Annotated in this window: 21 protein-coding genes and 3 tRNA genes; 5 read left to right on the top strand and 19 right to left on the bottom strand. The window is 42.0% G+C overall.

All coding sequences use genetic code 11. The features are described 5' to 3' along the window. Positions 1 to 8: 8 nt before the first annotated feature. The 9 genes from H5186_RS03005 to H5186_RS02965 form a co-directional block, all read right to left on the bottom strand. Positions 9 to 782, bottom strand: coding sequence for a TIGR04219 family outer membrane beta-barrel protein (locus H5186_RS03005; protein ID WP_182794106.1), 774 nt, complete (start codon positions 780 to 782; stop codon positions 9 to 11). 3 nt (positions 783 to 785) lie between these two features. Next, positions 786 to 1,772, bottom strand: a complete 987-nt coding sequence (locus H5186_RS03000) for a DUF2333 family protein (protein WP_145234671.1) — start codon at positions 1,770 to 1,772, stop codon at positions 786 to 788. Positions 1,773 to 1,780: 8 nt separating this feature from the next. After that, on the bottom strand, positions 1,781 to 2,299 hold the full coding sequence (locus tag H5186_RS02995; protein ID WP_182718348.1) for a copper chaperone PCu(A)C: 519 nt from the start codon (positions 2,297 to 2,299) through the stop codon (positions 1,781 to 1,783). A 101-nt stretch (positions 2,300 to 2,400) separates the two neighbouring features. Beyond that, positions 2,401 to 2,724, bottom strand: coding sequence for a hypothetical protein (locus H5186_RS02990; RefSeq protein WP_145234667.1), 324 nt, complete (start codon positions 2,722 to 2,724; stop codon positions 2,401 to 2,403). A gap of 9 nt (positions 2,725 to 2,733) precedes the next feature. Beyond that, the gene (locus tag H5186_RS02985; protein ID WP_149983241.1) at positions 2,734 to 2,940 is read right to left on the bottom strand and encodes a PspC domain-containing protein; all 207 of its coding nucleotides are present in this window, start codon (positions 2,938 to 2,940) and stop codon (positions 2,734 to 2,736) included. An 11-nt stretch (positions 2,941 to 2,951) separates the two neighbouring features. Further along, entirely contained in the window at positions 2,952 to 3,623 is a 672-nt protein-coding gene (locus H5186_RS02980; protein ID WP_182718349.1) for a PspA/IM30 family protein, read from the bottom strand. A 235-nt stretch (positions 3,624 to 3,858) separates the two neighbouring features. Then, positions 3,859 to 4,818 carry a tRNA dihydrouridine(20/20a) synthase DusA gene (gene dusA, locus H5186_RS02975; RefSeq protein WP_220496371.1) on the bottom strand — a complete coding sequence of 320 codons (960 nt, stop codon included), beginning with the start codon at positions 4,816 to 4,818 and terminating at the stop codon, positions 3,859 to 3,861. A gap of 175 nt (positions 4,819 to 4,993) precedes the next feature. Then, positions 4,994 to 5,464, bottom strand: coding sequence for an outer membrane lipoprotein-sorting protein (locus H5186_RS02970; protein WP_149983244.1), 471 nt, complete (start codon positions 5,462 to 5,464; stop codon positions 4,994 to 4,996). A gap of 104 nt (positions 5,465 to 5,568) precedes the next feature. Further along, a complete protein-coding gene (locus H5186_RS02965) occupies positions 5,569 to 6,189 on the bottom strand; it encodes a MarC family protein (protein WP_149983245.1) in 621 nt (206 codons plus the stop codon). A 93-nt stretch (positions 6,190 to 6,282) separates the two neighbouring features. On the opposite strand from H5186_RS02965, the gene H5186_RS02960 reads away from it, so the two are divergent. The 3 genes from H5186_RS02960 to H5186_RS02950 all read left to right on the top strand — a co-directional run bounded on the left by H5186_RS02960 (position 6,283) and on the right by H5186_RS02950 (position 7,687). Then, positions 6,283 to 6,717, top strand: coding sequence for a transcriptional repressor (locus tag H5186_RS02960; protein WP_145234655.1), 435 nt, complete (start codon positions 6,283 to 6,285; stop codon positions 6,715 to 6,717). An 80-nt stretch (positions 6,718 to 6,797) separates the two neighbouring features. Continuing rightward, entirely contained in the window at positions 6,798 to 7,265 is a 468-nt protein-coding gene (locus H5186_RS02955) for a chemotaxis protein CheX (protein WP_145234652.1), read from the top strand. Further along, entirely contained in the window at positions 7,262 to 7,687 is a 426-nt protein-coding gene (locus tag H5186_RS02950; protein WP_145234649.1) for a secondary thiamine-phosphate synthase enzyme YjbQ, read from the top strand. Before H5186_RS02955 ends, H5186_RS02950 begins: the two co-directional genes overlap by 4 nt. Positions 7,688 to 7,871: 184 nt before the next feature. Here the strand turns inward: H5186_RS02950 and H5186_RS02945 are convergent. The 4 genes from H5186_RS02945 to orn all read right to left on the bottom strand — a co-directional run bounded on the left by H5186_RS02945 (position 7,872) and on the right by orn (position 9,178). Beyond that, positions 7,872 to 7,947, bottom strand: a tRNA-Gly gene (locus tag H5186_RS02945). Between the two features lie 47 nt (positions 7,948 to 7,994). Next, positions 7,995 to 8,070: transfer RNA gene (locus H5186_RS02940), tRNA-Gly, on the bottom strand. A gap of 239 nt (positions 8,071 to 8,309) precedes the next feature. Next, positions 8,310 to 8,385: transfer RNA gene (locus H5186_RS02935), tRNA-Gly, on the bottom strand. A 247-nt stretch (positions 8,386 to 8,632) separates the two neighbouring features. Beyond that, on the bottom strand, positions 8,633 to 9,178 hold the full coding sequence (gene orn, locus H5186_RS02930; RefSeq protein WP_145234646.1) for an oligoribonuclease: 546 nt from the start codon (positions 9,176 to 9,178) through the stop codon (positions 8,633 to 8,635). Positions 9,179 to 9,299: 121 nt separating this feature from the next. On the opposite strand from orn, the gene rsgA reads away from it, so the two are divergent. Next, on the top strand, positions 9,300 to 10,358 hold the full coding sequence (gene rsgA / locus H5186_RS02925) for a small ribosomal subunit biogenesis GTPase RsgA (protein ID WP_145234644.1): 1,059 nt from the start codon (positions 9,300 to 9,302) through the stop codon (positions 10,356 to 10,358). Positions 10,359 to 10,376: 18 nt separating this feature from the next. Further along, positions 10,377 to 11,243, top strand: coding sequence for an archaetidylserine decarboxylase (gene asd, locus H5186_RS02920; RefSeq protein WP_179959238.1), 867 nt, complete (start codon positions 10,377 to 10,379; stop codon positions 11,241 to 11,243). Positions 11,244 to 11,350: 107 nt separating this feature from the next. On the opposite strand, the gene H5186_RS02915 is transcribed toward asd, so the two are convergent. The 6 genes from H5186_RS02915 to thiC form a co-directional block, all read right to left on the bottom strand. Further along, entirely contained in the window at positions 11,351 to 12,124 is a 774-nt protein-coding gene (locus H5186_RS02915; protein ID WP_182732512.1) for a HesA/MoeB/ThiF family protein, read from the bottom strand. Continuing rightward, a complete protein-coding gene (gene thiE / locus H5186_RS02910; protein ID WP_182794105.1) occupies positions 12,117 to 13,652 on the bottom strand; it encodes a thiamine phosphate synthase in 1,536 nt (511 codons plus the stop codon). The genes H5186_RS02915 and thiE overlap by 8 nt, the downstream gene beginning before the upstream one ends. 33 nt (positions 13,653 to 13,685) lie before the next feature. Next, positions 13,686 to 14,483 (bottom strand): thiazole synthase, encoded by a 798-nt coding sequence (locus H5186_RS02905; RefSeq protein WP_149983249.1) that lies wholly within the window; start codon positions 14,481 to 14,483, stop codon positions 13,686 to 13,688. Position 14,484: 1 nt separating this feature from the next. Further along, entirely contained in the window at positions 14,485 to 14,682 is a 198-nt protein-coding gene (thiS, locus tag H5186_RS02900) for a sulfur carrier protein ThiS (RefSeq protein WP_145234634.1), read from the bottom strand. 20 nt (positions 14,683 to 14,702) lie between these two features. Beyond that, positions 14,703 to 15,704, bottom strand: coding sequence for an FAD-dependent oxidoreductase (locus H5186_RS02895; protein ID WP_182740642.1), 1,002 nt, complete (start codon positions 15,702 to 15,704; stop codon positions 14,703 to 14,705). An 85-nt stretch (positions 15,705 to 15,789) separates the two neighbouring features. Continuing rightward, complete coding sequence (gene thiC, locus H5186_RS02890) at positions 15,790 to 17,742, bottom strand: phosphomethylpyrimidine synthase ThiC (protein WP_220491364.1); 1,953 nt, start codon at positions 17,740 to 17,742, stop codon at positions 15,790 to 15,792. Positions 17,743 to 17,844 lie beyond the last annotated feature (102 nt).

Genomic DNA, 17,844 nt, shown 5'->3' with positions numbered 1-17,844 from the left:
CACACAAATTAGAAGTGAATTTGTATGCCGGCAAATGGACCTGATGCATCAATATTAGTATATAGATTATCAATATCATCAAGCTCTAGCGTCATTTTACGGTAACCCGCTTTGATATCTAAATCTACCGCTAAGTTATCAAGCAAAGCCCATGCAATACCCGCTTGGTAGTCTTGTACTTTGCTATCATCGATAGCAAGTAAGCTGCCTTCAAAGAAGACGCTTAAACCCGTTAACGGTAAGCCTACTTCAGCACGACCATAAACTAATGGCACAAAGCCTGAGAAATCAACAACTACTGTTTTTTCATCATCCGAATTCTGAACTTTCCCTGTAACTGATATCTCTCCATCAAACTGCTTAGCATTTACACCTAAGTCGATAGACAACAAGTCATTATCGAAAATTTCGTAGTAAAGAATATAGTCCATATGTGAAAAATCACTGATAGCATTTACACTTGAGCCGCTAACAAAGACACTACCACCAAAAGAAAATGAGCTGCCATTTGGAATATCTCCCAAACCATTTAACTCAAGCTCGGTATACTTTAACTTAATATTTGGCACTAATGGAATTGGATGCTCAAGCGCTGCGTAGTAGCTAATGAAGGTTTCATCTTCAAAATTAAAGTCTTGCATATTACCGCTATCAGAAAAGCTACCTGAATTATCAGATTGCCAGCCATCAACACCAACATATAAACCTAATAGAGTGTCAGCGTGAGCCGCTGGAGCTAAAAATGCCATCGAAAGGGCAGCGGCTAAACAGTACTTTTTCATGTGTTATCCTTGCGCTAAAAGTTCGCTAAGTTCAATAAGAGCCGCATTGGCTCGTGAAATATAATTTGCCATTACTAATGAGTGATTAGCAACAAAACCAAAACCATTACCATTTAAAATCACCGGACTCCAAACAGTCTCTTGGGTTGCTTCAAGCTCACGTATAATTTGTTGTAAGCTCACACGTGCATTCTTTTTCTCTAATACATCAGCAAAGTCATATTCTACAGCTTGCAAAAAATGTAATAAAGCCCAAGTTGCACCGCGTGATTCATAAAACACATCATCAATTTCCCACCAAGAGGTTTTTATCTGATTTTGTAATGGTGCATAAGTCGCTTGGTGTGCTTCTTTGTCACCAGCTAAATCAGTATTTAACCGATCTTGACCAACGCTGGCACTTAACCGCTGACTTAAACTACCAAGGCGTTTTTCGGCTTCTTTTAACCAGCCTCGTAGGTTGTCTGCCCGCGCGTAAAACTGACTGTCACGGCTGTTTTGGTCAGCTATTTGAGTACGATACACGATTAATAAATCAATGCCTTTTTGGTATTCACTCTCGGCACTTGGCCACGCCCATGCTTCTGAACTAATATTAAATTGGGGCTGGGCTTTTTTTAGAGCTTCATGTTCGGTCGATTGCGACTGAGAACGGCTAAAGTCTTTACGCATTGATAGCGCCAAATCGCGCGTCATTTCTAATGCGCCATATTCCCAAGCAGGCATATTATCCATAAGAATACTCGGAGGTATTACATCATTTGATAAATAGCCACCAGGTTTATTCAATAATGTGCTGGCAACATTAATCAAAGCCGTAGTTGTTGTGTAACCTGTTACTAGTTTTTCGCCACGCTGCTGCGCATCCTGTTTAGCTTGCGTGATCACATTTACGCGGCTTGGCTCAACACTCCAATACACAGATACGGCATAAAATAAAATAAAAACTAATATTAGCCCTGCTATAATTTTCCCTTTATGTTGTGACATTTAATCTCCTAGTGATGTGTATGGTGCTGTTCAGATAGTGATACTTGCTCAACTTGGCTTTCTAATGAAACCACGGTAGCTTGAGTAAATACACGATCTCCATTGCTAAAATATAGCGTGAGTTTGAGTTCTTGCCCTATTTTTAACGGCTCTTTTGGTTCAAAAACCATTAAATGATAACTACCTGGCTTAAAATCTAGCTGTTGATGTGCTTTGATCTCTAACCCATCTACTTTTTGCATTTTCATCATACCATTAACATGCTGATGTTCATGTACTTCAACTCGTCCTAAGCCCTCAAGGCTAGCCTTAGTTAATGTCACTGCTGCATCACCATGATTAACAAGCGTTAAATAACCAACACTGGATTGACTGCCAGGTAAAAAAATCCTTACTTGGGCATTGCTAACTACAATATCACTTGCTGTATCATGTTGATGCTCTGCATGGGCAAATAGCACAGGAGAGTATAGGCCTACAGCTAAAAAAGCCGCTGTGAAGATAGTTAGTAATGGCTTAAGAGTCATTTCGATCCTTGTTATAATAATCACTTTAAGTGCTAAATTTAGCATATTTGCGAAAAAATAGTCAGCTAAATTAGCATTTAAGGTAACCTCTGTGTGGCAAGCTATGCCACCTTTTTATTATCCGCGACTAACCAACACAGAAAAACAATCAGCAGTAGCGGCCATGCGATCATCACAGAACCAAACAACAAAGCCAGCATCACGCCGACTCCTATTATTAGACCTGCGCCAATCAAACCAACACTAACCAGCGCAATAATGGCAATAACGACCACCACAGCGACTAATGCACCAAATAGTTCAATGCCAACCCAACTCAAGTCAGCAATCCACAAAGGGAGCTGCCATGAGTCAAACTGCATTATCTCAAATGGACTAGAAGCGATAAACAATGCTGCTAGTAGACACAGTGCAATAATTTTCATGGCGCTCTCCTAATAAACCTTGTTGTCTAAACAACAATGTGCAATTAAATAACCCGCACCAATAAACAGTGGGAACTGAATAAACAGTACAATAGTTGCTAATCGAGTTGCCCAAATCGGAAAGTCAAACCGACGCGCTAAGCCACTACATACTCCCGATATTTTTTTATTTAATGGATCTTTACACCATTGAGTATTGTTATTAAATGTATTCATTTTTATAACTCCTAAGCCGACTGTTTTACTTTAGCTTTAAGTGCTGCAAGCTCTTTATCCAAGGCTTCGTCTTTTACAAGCGCATCAATTTGCGTTGCCGTGTCTGATTGATTAGCTGCAGCCATTTCGTATGCTTCCACTTGTGATTCAATTGACTCAACTCGGCGCTCAATCACATCAAAACGCGACAGTGCATGTGCCACTTTATCGCTATGTAACTGCTGATTAACTCGTACTCGTGCATTTAAAACACTATGCACCTGAGTTAAGCTCTGCCGCTTTGCTTTGGCAGCACTAAGTTTGTCTTGTAAACGCTGTGCATCGTCAGCTAACTTGGCCAATGAATCGGTTAATTTAACGAGCTCAGGTTCAACAGCTGCCATATCAGCGACTACACGCTGCTTTTCTTTTAATGCGGCTGTGGCTAAATCATCTCGGCCTTTACTAACGGCTATTTCGGCTTTTTCTTGCCATTGTGCTATGGATGTTAACTTATCACTTTGCTGGCGTTTCAATGCTTTTTCTTCACACAAAATCGCTGCAGTAGTAGTACGACACTCATTCAGAGCTTGTTGCATCTCGATAATAAGTAAATTAAGTAGTTTTGCTGGATCCTCTGCCTTATCAAGCACAGCGACCAAGTTTGATTGAATTAGATCATTAACACGATTCATTAGGCCCATGATTTTCTCCTGTTGATTATGGGTGATTACACCAAGGAGATTCCAAGACTTATGCCATGTCGTTAGAAAAACAACTAAAACAATAAATAACAATAGGATAGAAAGATAACATCAATTTAAAAGTGACGTTTAGCTGAATTAAAATACGTTAAATTAACTAAAAAAGTGATATTTTGACTAAATTTTAGGATCAAAAAAAGCCACTAAAAAGTGGCTTCCAAGATTAAAATTTAAGCTATTCAGGCACAAAACTTAATGCTTTATCCATCACTGATAAATCTGCTTGCTTACCATGGCCGTTTTCAGATAAATGACGTCTAAATCCTCGCGCCCCTGGTTGGCCTTGGAAAATACCCAACATATGGCGAGCTATATGCCAAAAGTTAGCGCCTTGGCGCATTTCATCTTCAATATAACCATACATTGAACGCACCACGTCATGACGCGATAATGTACACGCAGTATCACCGTAAATTTTCTCGTCCACTTCACTTAATATAAATGGATTACTATACGCTTCACGACCGATCATAACGCCATCAAGATGCGCTAAATGAGCAACACTATCAGCGATGGTATTAACCCCACCATTTAAGCTTAAATCAAGCTGTGGGTAATCTTTTTTCAGTTGATAAACACGCGGATAATCAAGTGGTGGAACTTCACGGTTTTCTTTCGGACTTAATCCCTTTAGCCATGCTTTACGGGCGTGAATAATAAAGTCATCACAGCCAACCTTATGACTCGCTTCGAGCAGCGCACATAAAAACTCATATGAATCCTGCTCATCAATACCAATGCGTGTTTTCACCGTAACAGGAATAGTAACCTCCGCCTTCATTGCTGCAATACAATCAGCAACAAGCTGCGGCTCGCCCATTAAACACGCACCAAAGCGGCCATTTTGCACTCGATCCGAAGGGCAACCAACATTTAGGTTTACTTCATCATAACCACGTTCAGCAGCCAGTTTTGCACACTTTGCCAAAGCTTCAGGATCAGAGCCACCTAATTGCAAAGCAACGGGGTTTTCATGTGTATTAAAGTGTAGATAATCACCACGCCCAAATAAAATTGCACCGGTTGTTACCATTTCGGTGTAAAGCACCGCATGCTTGGTCATTTTACGATGAAAAGTACGGCAATGGCGGTCTGTCCAATCGAGCATGGGTGCCACAGAAAAACGTCTATTCAAAGTAAAATCCTCAGATGATATATAAGTATAAGGGTTATTCCCTCATTGGAAGGCGCTATATTTTACACAAATCAAAGCCGAGCTTCAATCGTAAGCAAGTTGTTGTTTGTCGGTAGCAGAGATTGAGTTGTTTAACGCAGCAACAAAAATGTATGCTGCGCTTTAGATAATATACTTAAAACGATTTTGTTAGATTATCAAATTGCTGGCCTTGCACTGTAATAGTGGTTTTTTCTAAGCTTATATAATCATTTTTTTGCTTGGGGTTAACCAAACGTGCTGCGACTTCAAATTTAGCAACTTTAGCTTCGCTATTTAGCTCAAGTATTTTTAAAGATGAATGAGTATCATGCTTAGCTGACTGCACATAATATTCACCAGCCCAACTGGCATCAAACACTAAATTAGGCGCATTTTTAGCGGAAGATTCAATAAACACTCCCTCTTTAATTTCGTCTCGTAATAAAGTAACGGTGTAATGATCTCCTCCCGTATGACCGAAATATACGGTAACGGCATGATTGTCATTATGACTAAAATCATAGTCAGTAACTTGAATAACCTTCATTTCGCTTGGAGGCGGTTCAACGCAAGCCGTTAATCCTAAAGCGAGAAAACCGCATAAAATAATCTTTTTTAATAACATTTTTCATTCCTTAAATTTTATTACGTTATATTTAATCTAGATAATTCTAAGCAATAATTCAAAATTTTATATGACAATAGTTTTTTAACAGCGCTACACAGCCTTTATATGAATACTTGTAAGCCAAAATAATGGGCTATCCCGTCGAGTATATTTGTCACGGCAACTGATGAAAGGATCAAACCCATGATCCGGCTAACGATACTCGCACCGCTATCACCAATTAATTTGTGAACATGGGTTGCCAACAGTAAAAGCACAAGTACCACAGTAAGAACAGCTAACATCATTGATGAAGTAATTAACTGCTCAACCCACGTGTATTCAGTATTACGAGTCATCAAAACAGCGCCAAGCATCGCGCCTGGACTGGCGATTGATGGGATAGCTAAAGGGAAAATGGCCGTTTCAGTGCTATCACGTACACTTTTAATTTCCATTTCTGGTTTACTTTCACCAAAAATCATCGACAAAGCGAACAGCAATAACACGATACCACCTGCGATTTGAAACGCTGACAAGGGGATATTAATAGCATTTAAAAGCAGCTCCCCAGCGACAACAAAAAACAATAATACCCCAGCAGACACCAGAACAGCTTTCAACGCGACTTTACGTTTGAATTTGTCACTATCTCCGCGTGTTAAGGCTATAAAAACAGGCACAGTACCGATTGGATCGATAACCGCAAAAAAGAAAATAAATACCGCTAATAATTCATTCATTGTTAGCCTTCCTAGAATAAAACTGTCTAATAAAAACGCTGCAACTACAATACAGTATGTTAGTATAACACGGTAGCGTAAGGATAAGAGAAGATGAAAATAGAATCACTCGTTAGTAAAGCCAAACAAGTGTGTGACAATCGCGGTGCGCGATTCACTCCAATTCGTGAAAAAGTATTTCGCCTATTAGCAAGTGCGCAAGGCGGAGTGGGCGCTTATGATTTATTAGAGCAACTAAAACTCACTGAATCAGGAGCAAAACCAGCCACAATTTACCGTGCCTTAGACTTTTTAGCTGAATTAGGTTTTATTCACAAAATTGAAAGTACTAACGCATTTATGTTGTGTCATCATTTTGATCATATCCACCCTGTACAACTGTTGATATGCGACAGTTGTGGTTTTGTCAAAGAGCTGCACTCTAGCGTGATTTCGCATGAACTTAATAGTCTTGCTGCTGAGAGTGGTTTCGTCGTATCGGGGCAAACTATTGAAGCCCATGGTAGATGTGGAAATTGTAAAGAATAATTAAGTGCAGAGCTAAAATAACTCACTACACTTTAACGTATAACCGCAGTTAAACTGCTAAATTCGAGGGATAAACAATAATGAATGTAGAGTTCATCAATCCTTTTTTATCATCTTTATTAAATGTGCTCAGCACAATGGCGCAAACCGAACTAAAACCGGGTAAGCCGAAAATAAAAAAAGATGAAGTTGCCTGTGGCGACGTTTCGGGATTAATTGGCATGGTAGGACCGCAAACTAAAGGTTCATTTTCGATCACTTTTGATGAGAGCCTTGCCTTGACTATTATGGAAAGAATGCTAGGTGAACGCCCTGATTCGATCAATGAAGAAGTAACCGATATGGTTGGTGAAATTACCAATATGGTCACTGGTGGGGCAAAAAATCTACTTGGTGAAAAAGGCTATGACTTTAATATGGCTACACCAATCGTTGTGTCTGGTAAAGGCCATACCATAACTCATAAAAGTGAAGGGGCAAAAATATTAATCCCATTTACCTCTGATGCCGGTAATGCCAATATTGAAGTTAGTTTCGATAAAATATGAGCTGGTTGCAAAAACAACTACTTTTAAAGCCTCGCTCTCGAGGCTTTCATATTATTGATAGCGAAATACTCAGCCAACTCCCTGAGATTTCCGATTACCAAATTGGCTTATTACACCTTTTCATACAGCATACTTCAGCCAGCTTAACGATTAATGAAAATGCCGATCCGACAGTACGTATGGATATGGAAAGTCACTTCAATAAATTTGTTCCCGAGCGCCAACCTTATTATCGTCATGATTACGAAGGTGATGATGATATGCCTGCGCATATAAAAACGAGTACCTTAGGCTGCGAACTAACGATTCCAATTAGCCAAGGACGTTTACAGCTTGGTACATGGCAAGGGATCTACTTAGGCGAACATCGTGATCATGGCGGCGCAAGACGTATTATTGCAACGCTGCAAGGGCAAGTTTAAATAAAACTATTTAATTTAAATTGAAGTACCAAATAAATTGGATATGTGCTTTAAGCAATAACTGCTTGTCAATCAAATTTGGGTGGGTATTCATTTTTAAGAGATTGGAGCGGTACACGAGGCTCGAACTGCTTATGATTTAGTGCGACCTTGGCATATTTTATTTTAGATTGCTTAAAGAGATTGGAGCGGTACACGAGGCTCGAACTCGTGACCTCGACCTTGGCAAGGTCGCGCTCTACCAACTGAGCTAGTACCGCATAATATTTTTCACTTTAAAATTACTCCAATTTCTTTGGTTAGAAATTGGAGCGGCACACGAGGCTCGAACTCGTGACCTCGACCTTGGCAAGGTCGCGCTCTACCAACTGAGCTAGTGCCGCATTTCAAAATAGTCAGTAATTTGTCCGTTGATGCGCGACAAGTCGCGGTAAAACGTTCTGGCAACTGAGCTAGTGCCGCATTTCAAAATAGTCAGTAATTTGTCCGTTGATGCGCGGCAAGTCGCGGTAAAACGTTCTGGCAACTGAGCTAGTGCCGCATTATAATTTTTAGCTTCTAGGTTCTAAAAAAGTTTATAGCTTTTAATTTGAAACTTGCTGCAATTTCTTTGGTGAGAAATTGGAGCGGCACACGAGGCTCGAACTCGTGACCTCGACCTTGGCAAGGTCGCGCTCTACCAACTGAGCTAGTGCCGCATTTCAAAATTGTCAGTAATTTGTCCGTTGGTGCGCGACAAGTCGCGGTAAACGTTCTGGCAACTGAGCTAGTGCCGCATTCAAAATAGTCAGTAATTTTTCCGTTGGTCCGCGACAAGTCGCGGTAAACGTTCTGGCAACTGAGCTAGTGCCGCATTCAAATTGCTCAAGCACACTAACCCCGCGGGGGTTATCGTCTTAAGCGGGGCAGGATTCTACAATAATCCGATGTGTTTGCAAGTGTTTTTTACAAATTAAAGAATTTTTCTTGGTAGACTTTTAATTCCATGATGGAATCTTTGATATCATCAAGAGCAAGGTGTGAACCTTTTTTGTGCACTTGTGCTAAAACTTCTGGTTTCCAGCGTCGTGCTAGTTCTTTGATAGTGCTTACGTCTAAATTACGATAGTGGAAGTAATCTTCCAGTTCACGCATATATTTATTCATAAAGCGTCTATCTTGGCCTATTGAATTACCACACATAGGCGAAGCGCCTGCAGGAACCCACTGCTTTAAAAATGCCAAAGTTTGTTCAACAGCATCTTGCTCTGTGAATGTGCTCGCTTTACAGCGTGCAGTTAACCCTGACTGACCATGTTGCTTAGTACACCATTCATCCATACCATCAAGCAATTCATCACTTTGATGAATAGCAATAGTTGGCCCTTCAGCCAAGATGTTTAACGCACTGTCGGTGACAACCGTGGCTATTTCGAGTATTTTGTCTGTACTTGGTTCAAGACCTGTCATTTCGAGGTCGAGCCAAATCAGATTTGATTTATGAAAAGACATAATTACCTTGCGGTGCTTTCCTTTAGATCTAACGCATTTAGATATATCATATTAGTATCATCAGTCGACCTAAAGCTTTTTTTTCAAAAAGCACGACATTTAACTAAGTTATGGGCCAAAAGTGGCAAAACAGAAGAAATTAAGTAAAGGTCAATCCCGTAGGATTAAGGCCAATCACCAAAAACGCTTGTCTAATGCAGATTCTGCGCCAACCACTAACAAGGTTGAGCAATGGCAAACTGACAATTTAGGTGCGCCTGAAAATGCCGTGGTGATCAGTCGGTTTGGTCAACATGCCGATATTGAAACTGATAACGGAGATGTTTTGCGCTGCAATATTCGCCGTACCGTTAAAGGTATTGTTTGCGGAGACGAAGTGCAATTTCGCCGCGCAAAAGTCAGCGAAGGTGATTTAGCTGGCGTTATAGAAGCGATGCATGAACGGCGCTCGCAACTTACTCGCCCTGATTTTTACGACGGTGTAAAAGTCATAGCCGCCAACATTGACCAGATTTTGATGGTCTCTGCGGTACTACCAGAGTTTACCCCCAGTATTATCGACCGCTATTTAATTGCTTGCGAAGATATGGGCATTGAGCCTATTTTAGTGCTCAATAAAATAGATTTAATTGATGAGCCTGGGCTTGCTAACATCAATAAAATTCTGGATATTTATAGGTCACTTGATTATCAAGTATTACTAGTCAGTAATAAAACCGGTTACGGTATTGATGCACTCAAAGAAACCTTAATTGATAAAAATAGTATTTTTGTTGGTCAAAGTGGTGTGGGTAAATCAACTTTAGTTAACACTGTTTTACCTGATGCTGAAATACTGACCAAAGAGGTCTCTGAAAATAGTGGCCTTGGCCAACACACAACAACCGTGTCACGACTTCATCACTTACCTTCAGGCGGTAACTTAATTGATTCCCCTGGTATTCGTGAATTTGGCTTGTGGCATTTAGATGTAGAGCGCGTTACTTGGTGCTTTAAAGAGTTTCGCAAGTTTATTGGCGGTTGCCGCTTTAGAGACTGTAAGCATTTAAATGATCCGGGCTGTATAATTCGCCAAGCAATCGATGATGGTGATATTTCACAGCTACGTTTTGATAGCTACCATAGAATTTTAGAAACAATGGCCGATGGCCGAGCGGGTGCTCGTGCTCCACGCGTATAATTTTTTAGGAAAAAACTTGTGAGTTTAGACAAATTCAAAATCGCAATGCAGTACGCAATGCCAAAACATTTTGTATCCCGTATGGTAGGCAAGTTAGCTGCAGCTAAAGCAGGCGCACTAACAACTACTTTAATTAAATTGTTTATTAAACAATATAAAATTGATATGAATGAAGCGCAATATAGCGACCCAGCTCACTATAAAACGTTTAATGAGTTTTTTACTCGTCCTTTAAAAGAAGGCGTTCGGCCATTAACCACTGAAGATGACATCATTACTCATCCTGTAGATGGTGCCATCAGTCAACTAGGCCCAATTGTTGAAGGCCAGCTTATTCAAGCCAAAGGACATGACTATAGCTTACAAGCTTTACTTGGCGGCTCAGAGCAAGATACAGCGCCTTTTTTAGGCGGCGACTTTGCAACGATTTACTTAGCGCCAAAAGATTATCATCGTATTCATATGCCGATTGATGGCACCTTGAGTAAAATGATTTACGTCCCCGGTGATTTATTTTCAGTAAACCCACTTACCGCGCAAAATGTACCTAACCTATTCGCTCGTAACGAACGCGTAGTAGCCATTTTTGAGACTGAAATTGGCCCGCTTGCCATGGTATTAGTGGGTGCAACAATTGTTGCCAGTATCGAAACTATTTGGGCAGGTACAGTTACACCACCAGCAGGTAAAGATGTATTTAGCTGGAACTACAAAACCTCAGGTGAAAATGCAATTACCTTGAAAAAGGGTGAAGAGATGGGTCGCTTTAAATTAGGCTCCACGGTTATTTTAGCCTGGGGTGCTAATAAAGCAGATATCTTTGATGATCAAAAACCAGGCACAGTGACTCGCATGGGCACACCGTTTGCTAAAATTGATGATTGATGATTGATGATTGATGATTGATGATTAATACCTAATTAATAATTAAGTTATAACTCATTTTAATTAAAAACGCGGACTGACTAATGCAGTCATGCCGCGTTTTTTATTTAAGCTCTTTCCCCAGCACACTCAGTACATTCGGGCGCTTTAGTTAATTTAAACTGCTGCTGCGCTAAACTTAGCCCATCAAAACGAATAAACTGACTGCCTTGATGATGGCCCAGCAAGATATTAACTGCCAACAGTGCTTGCATCGAGCCAATAACACCTAACAACGGACTAAGCACGCCCGCGTTACTGCAATTAAGCGCTTGCTGTTGCGGTTGTGCTCCAAATATACACCCGTAACAAGGGCTCTGTGGCTGGCGAAAATCGAAACACATCAACTGCCCTTCACTCGCTATTGCCGCCCCCGACACCAGTGGAATACCCAGTGCCAAGCATTGCTGGTTTACTACATAGCGAGTGCTGAAGTTATCGCTGCAATCAAGTACTAAGGTTGCGCCAGTAAAAACTTGTTCAGCATTTTCAGTGGTTAGTTTTGCACTTACTGTGTTGATCTTGATTTGATTATTTAAGCTGCTTAATACTTTGCCCGCAGCGCTGACCTTATCTTGCCCTAAATGATTTACTTTATAGAGCACTTGGCGCTGTAAATTTGAAAGCTCAACCTTATCATCATCTAGCAAGCTTAATTCGCCAATGCCAGCCGCAGCTAAATACAGTAATGCGGGGCTGCCTAACCCCCCCGCTCCAATTACCACAACGTGAGCGGCTTTGAGCTTTAATTGCCCTTCAAAGCCGACTTCTTTAAGCATTAAATGACGACTGTAACGTAACTGCTCTTTGTCAGATAAAGATCCTTTTATTGCCTCACTCATTGCTATTAATAACCATTTGTAAATCGGCAATCGCCTGTTGATAGTCACTGGCCTCACTAATAGCCCTAACAACAGCTACACTGCCAACACCGGTTGCAGCAACCTCGCCCGCTCGTGCTAAATCAATGCCACCAATAGCTACCGTTGGGTAATCACTCATTAACGGCACAAAATGCTTTAACTTTTCAAGCCCTTGAATTTGCCCTGTCATATCTTTGGTCGTGGTTGGGTAAATAGCGCCAAACGCCATATAACTCGGGCGGTAATTATGAGCGCGCAGCATTTCATAAAAACCATGGGTCGAAATCCCCAAACGCATGCCCGACTCTTTAATGGCCACCAGATTAGCCTCAAGTAAATCTTCTTGACCTAAATGCACACCATAAGCGCCATGTTTGATTGCCAGCTGCCAATGATCGTTGATATACACATTGCCATAGTACTTTTTACCAAGTGTGACCGCCGCCGCAATAGCGTGTTCAAGCTCTTCTTCGCTGGCGTTTTTCATTCTAAGTTGTACAGTTTTAACGCCTTGCGCTAAACACTTTTCTAACCAATCGAGACTATCAACCACTGCATATAAACCAAGCTGTTTGTTTTCACACTCAGTAAAACCTGCCGCCATAGTAAATTCGTTTGGTTGTTCAAAATCCAGCTCATCACCCAGCCAACTGCCCGCTTCAATGACTTGTGGGTAATCATCAAGATTATCGGGAAAGCTCGTTTGTGCCACAGGGCCAATTCCTTCACCATAACGAACCGCAGCTTTTAAGCCTTGATTTATATAGGCTTTGGCTAAAATAAAGGCATCTTTAAGCGGGTAACCTTTCGCTAAACACGCTGCAATCACTGACGCCATACTACAACCGGTACCATGGCAGTGCGGCGTTTGAATTTTTTCGTTACCAAGCCAATATTCATTGCTGCCATAAGAGCTGGCATCACTGCAGTAATCAATGCAATATCCGCTTGGATAATCCCAATGGCCACCTTTGATCAGTACCGCTTTTGCGCCCCAACTTTGTAGCTTTTGCGCAGCCTCGATCACAGCACTGGGACCAATTAAATATATCCCAGTGAGCAACTGCGTTTCATGGGTATTGGGGGTGATCACATCCACCAGCGGCAATAAGCATTCTTTAATTGCGCTAACGGTATCTTCTTCTGTCAGTAAGTCACCACTGCTAGCAATGGCCACCGGATCATATACAACCAAAGGCGCAACCGGCCAAGTGGCTTTATAATGTTTTAGATGCTCACTGATCAATTGAATTTGCTGCACATTGGCCAGCATACCAATTTTAATAACACGGGCTTTCATGTCGCTTTCAAGGGCGAGTAATTGCGACTCAATAACATCGGTTGAAATCGGGTTAAGTGCTTCAACGCCTAGGCTGTTTTGCGCAGTCAATGCGGTGATCGCTGTACAACCATGGACGCCAAAACTTTGCATCGCTTTAATATCCGCCTGAATACCTGCACCACCGCCAGAGTCAGAGCCAGCAATTGTCCAAACAACATGATTCATAGTTACGTATTTCCTAATTTTTTACTTCATTTATTACTGTTGATGCCAAAATGGCATACCCATAGTGGGCGTAGATGGCGCAGCGACGTCTTTTTCTGGCATCGCCTTTGCTCGGTAAGCAAAACGACCCGCATCAACGGCTGCTTTAAATGCATGACTCATGGTAACAGGGCAGCCCGCCCCTGCAATAGCCGAATTCAATAACACCGCATCATAACCTAATTCAAGCGCTTGGCAGGCGTGTGATGGTAAGCCAAGGCCAGCATCAACAATCAATGTGGTATCGGGTAAGCGCTCCCGAATAGTTTTTAAGTTATATTTATTTAACAAGCCCTTACCTGTGCCAATAGGCGCTCCCCACGGCATCAGTACTTCACACCCTGCATCAGCTAAACGCTGACATAACACTAAGTCGTCAGTACAATAAGGTAATACTTTAAAGCCTTCGGCTAATAAAATCTGTGTCGCTTCCAGTAATGCAAATGGATCTGGTTGCAGGTTATAATCATCACCAATCAACTCAAGTTTTATCCAATCGGTAGCAAACACTTCGCGGCACATTTGTGCCAGTGTAATTGCTTCATTGACACTGTGACAGCCTGCAGTATTGGGTAGAATTTTTAAGCCCGTATCTTTGATCAATTGCCAAAAGTCATCTCCTGCGGCGGCACTTTGTTGACGTCGTAATGACACAGTAACAATCTGCGCGCCAGAGGCAACAATCGAATCGGCCATAACCGCAGGTGATGGATAAAGTGCTGAGCCAATTAATAACCGACTAGTGATCTGCTCACCATAAATACTGAAACTATCTGATATTACGCTACTCATATTAGCCACCTTGGATCGGTGACAGTAATTCAATGCTATCGCCTTCGTTAAGTAAGGTAGTATCACATTGACTACGCGGTATAAATTGACCATTAAGCGCCACTGCAAAAGGCTCTTTTGCTGCAAACTGCGTCAAACCTTGGGCTATATTGGCGTTATCTGCTAACTCAAAATGTTGACCATTAATTGTTATTTTCATACTTACTTTCATAATAAGCCTTATTTTATCCGTGCAATGGCATCGGCCACTAAACTCGGTGCGAGTAAATAACCATGACGATATAAGCCATTAATGCTGATCACATTTTGCTGCTGGGAAACCTGCGGGCGATTATCACTAAATGCAGGACGCAGGCCGGTTTGAATATTCAACACTCGCGCCTCAGCAAAACCACTGTGTACTGTGTACGCTGCTGACAACAGCTCAAGAGTCGAACGCACAGTGGCAGCCCCCTTATCTTGTGATTCAATTTCTGTCGCGCCAATTACGTATTGATGATTTGGCTTCGGAGCAATATAAATAGGATAACGCGGGTGCATTAACCGCACTGGCCGCGTTAAATTAACCTCAGGGGCGTACAAACGCACTACTTCACCACGCACTCCGCGTAGCTTACACGCTGCGCTTTTAGCGCCAAGGCCACGGCAATCAATAATATAATCAAACGATTGCTGTAGATTTAGCGATGTTACATCAACCTGTTGTGCAAACTTAAAGCTCACATTACGCTGCCTTAGAGTGTTAAAACTAGCTTGATAAAAAGCCTGATTATCAATTTGCCCTTCGCAAGGTAAATACACACCTTGGTTAAAACGCCCTGTAAGCTCTGGCTCTAATTCAGCAATATGTGCCCCTGTTAACTGATGTCCTTGATGTTCAGCTAAAGGCTTTAAACGCAGTATAAAACTTTGTAAGTCACCTTTATCTTGCTGGTGTGCAACCACAAGTGTGCCTTGCTGTTGGAAAAACACCGCTTCATCAAGTTGCGCTAAAATTCTCGGCCAACGCTTTATTGAATCCAGCCCCATCAAGGCCAAGTCTTGCTCGCAGAATACAGATTCAGCCAGTGGTGCAAGCATCGCCGCTGCCACTCTTCCTGCACTATCAAGCGCTTGTTCGTCACCCGCTTCATAAACAGTTACCCGATGCTGTAAACTCAACTCAAGCGCCGTTAAACGGCCCGTTAAACCAAACCCCACCACCGCAATATTGTAAGACATGAGAATCCTTAATTCAGTTTTCTAGCTACAAGAGTAAAGTTAGCGAGCTTTTCACTCGCCAACTCTCTAACTCGCTAACTAGTTTTTAAACCGCTTTATGATAAATCTCTGAGCCGCTTTGTTTAAATTCGGCTGATTTAGCTTGCATCTCGGCTTCAACATCGACCATTTTGATCTCAATAGCATCACCTACGTTGTTAGGATCTATGCCTCTGGCTTCTAGATCTTTAGCGTATTCTCTTACTTCTTGGGTGATTTTCATTGAGCAGAATTTTGGCCCACACATAGAGCAAAAATGCGCTACTTTGCCAGATTCTTGTGGCAGTGTTTCGTCATGGTATTCACGAGCACGAACAGGGTCTAAACCAATATTAAATTGGTCATGCCAGCGGAACTCAAAACGCGCTTTTGATAACGCATTATCACGCTCTTGCGCTCCGGGATGACCTTTGGCTAAATCGGCGGCATGAGCGGCAATTTTATAGGTGATCAGCCCTTCTTTTACGTCTTCTTTATTTGGTAAGCCTAAATGCTCTTTTGGTGTGACATAACACAGCATTGCACAGCCATACCATGCAATTTGCGCAGCCCCAATACCAGAGGTGATATGGTCATAGCCTGGGGCGATGTCAGTTGTCAGCGGGCCAAGGGTGTAAAAAGGTGCTTCGTCGCAATGCTTAAGCTGCTCTTGCATATTGGCTTTGATCATATGCATTGGCACATGCCCTGGGCCTTCAATAAACACTTGTACATCGTGTTTCCACGCGATTTTGGTCAGCTCACCTAACGTACGCAGTTCACTAAATTGCGCGTCATCGTTGGCATCTGCAATTGAACCAGGACGCAGGCCATCTCCTAATGAGAAACATACATCGTACTGTTTCAAAATCTCACAAATATCTTCAAAATGAGTATAAAGGAAGTTTTCTTTATGATGCGCTAAACACCATTTCGCCATAATTGAACCGCCGCGCGACACAATCCCAGTGACACGTTTTGCCGTCATTGGAACGTAGCGTAATAACACCCCAGCGTGAATAGTAAAGTAATCCACCCCCTGCTCGGCTTGTTCAATTAGAGTATCGCGGAAAATTTCCCACGTTAGATCTTCGGCAACCCCATTTACTTTTTCAAGCGCTTGATAAATAGGCACTGTACCAATTGGCACTGGTGAGTTACGTACTACCCATTCACGAGTTTCATGAATATAACGACCCGTTGATAAATCCATAACTGTGTCAGCGCCCCAGCGGGTTGACCAGACCATTTTTTCAACTTCTTCTTCAATAGATGAGCTAACTGATGAGTTGCCAATATTAGCGTTCACTTTCACTAAAAAATTGCGCCCTACAATCATCGGCTCGGTTTCTGGGTGATTAATGTTGTTAGGTAAAATCGCACGACCACGGGCAATTTCATCACGCACAAATTCAGGAGTAATAAACTCAGGGATACTCGCACCAAACGACTCGCCTTGGTGCTGCTGTGCTAATAACTCTTTTTGAAGTTGCGCACGGCCCATGTTTTCACGAATTGCGACATATTCCATTTCCGGTGTGATAATACCTTGGCGAGCATAATGCATTTGCGTGACATTTTTACCGGCTTTAGCGCGGCGAATTTTTGGGAGATGCTCAAAGCGAATATGATCAAGGCCTTCATCGGCCATGCGTTGCTGAGAAAACTGCGAGCTGACTGAGCCTAAAATTTCAGTATCGCCACGGCTTTCAATCCACTGTTCGCGGTACTTATCCAGCCCTTTACGAACATCTAGAGTAAAATCAGGATCTGTGTATGGGCCTGACGTATCATAAACACGCAGTGGTGCATTTGATTCGTACACTGGGTTTTCATCGGTGCCACCGATAAAGGTATCACTCAAAGTAATTTCACGCATACCAACACGCACATTATCTTGCGTACCTTGTACATAAACTTTGTGTGAGCTTGGAAATGGTTGCCCAGTAAGGTTATAAATATAATCTGATGCAGCCGCACGAGTTTCGCGGCGAGACGGTTTATTTGATGTGTTTGACATGACTTACCTCATTGCTAAAAGGGTTGTCTTGTCAGATACTGCTGTGCGATAAAAAGCAACGCAATAGAGAGTAGCAAATGCTACATGGATCGTAGATTGGTG

It is taken from the genome of Pseudoalteromonas sp. SG41-2 (assembly GCF_014164535.1).
Classification (GTDB): domain Bacteria; phylum Pseudomonadota; class Gammaproteobacteria; order Enterobacterales; family Alteromonadaceae; genus Pseudoalteromonas; species Pseudoalteromonas rhizosphaerae.
This window is presented reverse-complemented; position numbering and strand designations above follow the sequence as displayed.

Excerpts from the sequence above, each read along its gene's own strand:
- H5186_RS03005 (WP_182794106.1), bottom strand. The coding sequence starts at position 782 with ATGAAAAAGTACTGTTTAGCCGCTGCCCTTTCGATGGCATTTTTAGCT.
- H5186_RS03000 (WP_145234671.1), bottom strand. The coding sequence starts at position 1,772 with ATGTCACAACATAAAGGGAAAATTATAGCAGGGCTAATATTAGTTTTT.
- H5186_RS02995 (WP_182718348.1), bottom strand. The coding sequence starts at position 2,299 with ATGACTCTTAAGCCATTACTAACTATCTTCACAGCGGCTTTTTTAGCT.
- H5186_RS02990 (WP_145234667.1), bottom strand. The coding sequence starts at position 2,724 with ATGAAAATTATTGCACTGTGTCTACTAGCAGCATTGTTTATCGCTTCT.
- H5186_RS02985 (WP_149983241.1), bottom strand. The coding sequence starts at position 2,940 with ATGAATACATTTAATAACAATACTCAATGGTGTAAAGATCCATTAAAT.
- H5186_RS02980 (WP_182718349.1), bottom strand. The coding sequence starts at position 3,623 with ATGGGCCTAATGAATCGTGTTAATGATCTAATTCAATCAAACTTGGTC.
- H5186_RS02970 (WP_149983244.1), bottom strand. The coding sequence starts at position 5,464 with ATGTTATTAAAAAAGATTATTTTATGCGGTTTTCTCGCTTTAGGATTA.
- H5186_RS02965 (WP_149983245.1), bottom strand. The coding sequence starts at position 6,189 with ATGAATGAATTATTAGCGGTATTTATTTTCTTTTTTGCGGTTATCGAT.
- H5186_RS02960 (WP_145234655.1), top strand. The coding sequence starts at position 6,283 with ATGAAAATAGAATCACTCGTTAGTAAAGCCAAACAAGTGTGTGACAAT.
- H5186_RS02955 (WP_145234652.1), top strand. The coding sequence starts at position 6,798 with ATGAATGTAGAGTTCATCAATCCTTTTTTATCATCTTTATTAAATGTG.
- H5186_RS02950 (WP_145234649.1), top strand. The coding sequence starts at position 7,262 with ATGAGCTGGTTGCAAAAACAACTACTTTTAAAGCCTCGCTCTCGAGGC.
- orn (WP_145234646.1), bottom strand. The coding sequence starts at position 9,178 with ATGTCTTTTCATAAATCAAATCTGATTTGGCTCGACCTCGAAATGACA.
- H5186_RS02915 (WP_182732512.1), bottom strand. The coding sequence starts at position 12,124 with ATGAGTGAGGCAATAAAAGGATCTTTATCTGACAAAGAGCAGTTACGT.
- thiE (WP_182794105.1), bottom strand. The coding sequence starts at position 13,652 with ATGAATCATGTTGTTTGGACAATTGCTGGCTCTGACTCTGGCGGTGGT.
- H5186_RS02905 (WP_149983249.1), bottom strand. The coding sequence starts at position 14,483 with ATGAGTAGCGTAATATCAGATAGTTTCAGTATTTATGGTGAGCAGATC.
- thiS (WP_145234634.1), bottom strand. The coding sequence starts at position 14,682 with ATGAAAATAACAATTAATGGTCAACATTTTGAGTTAGCAGATAACGCC.
- H5186_RS02895 (WP_182740642.1), bottom strand. The coding sequence starts at position 15,704 with ATGTCTTACAATATTGCGGTGGTGGGGTTTGGTTTAACGGGCCGTTTA.
- thiC (WP_220491364.1), bottom strand. The coding sequence starts at position 17,742 with ATGTCAAACACATCAAATAAACCGTCTCGCCGCGAAACTCGTGCGGCT.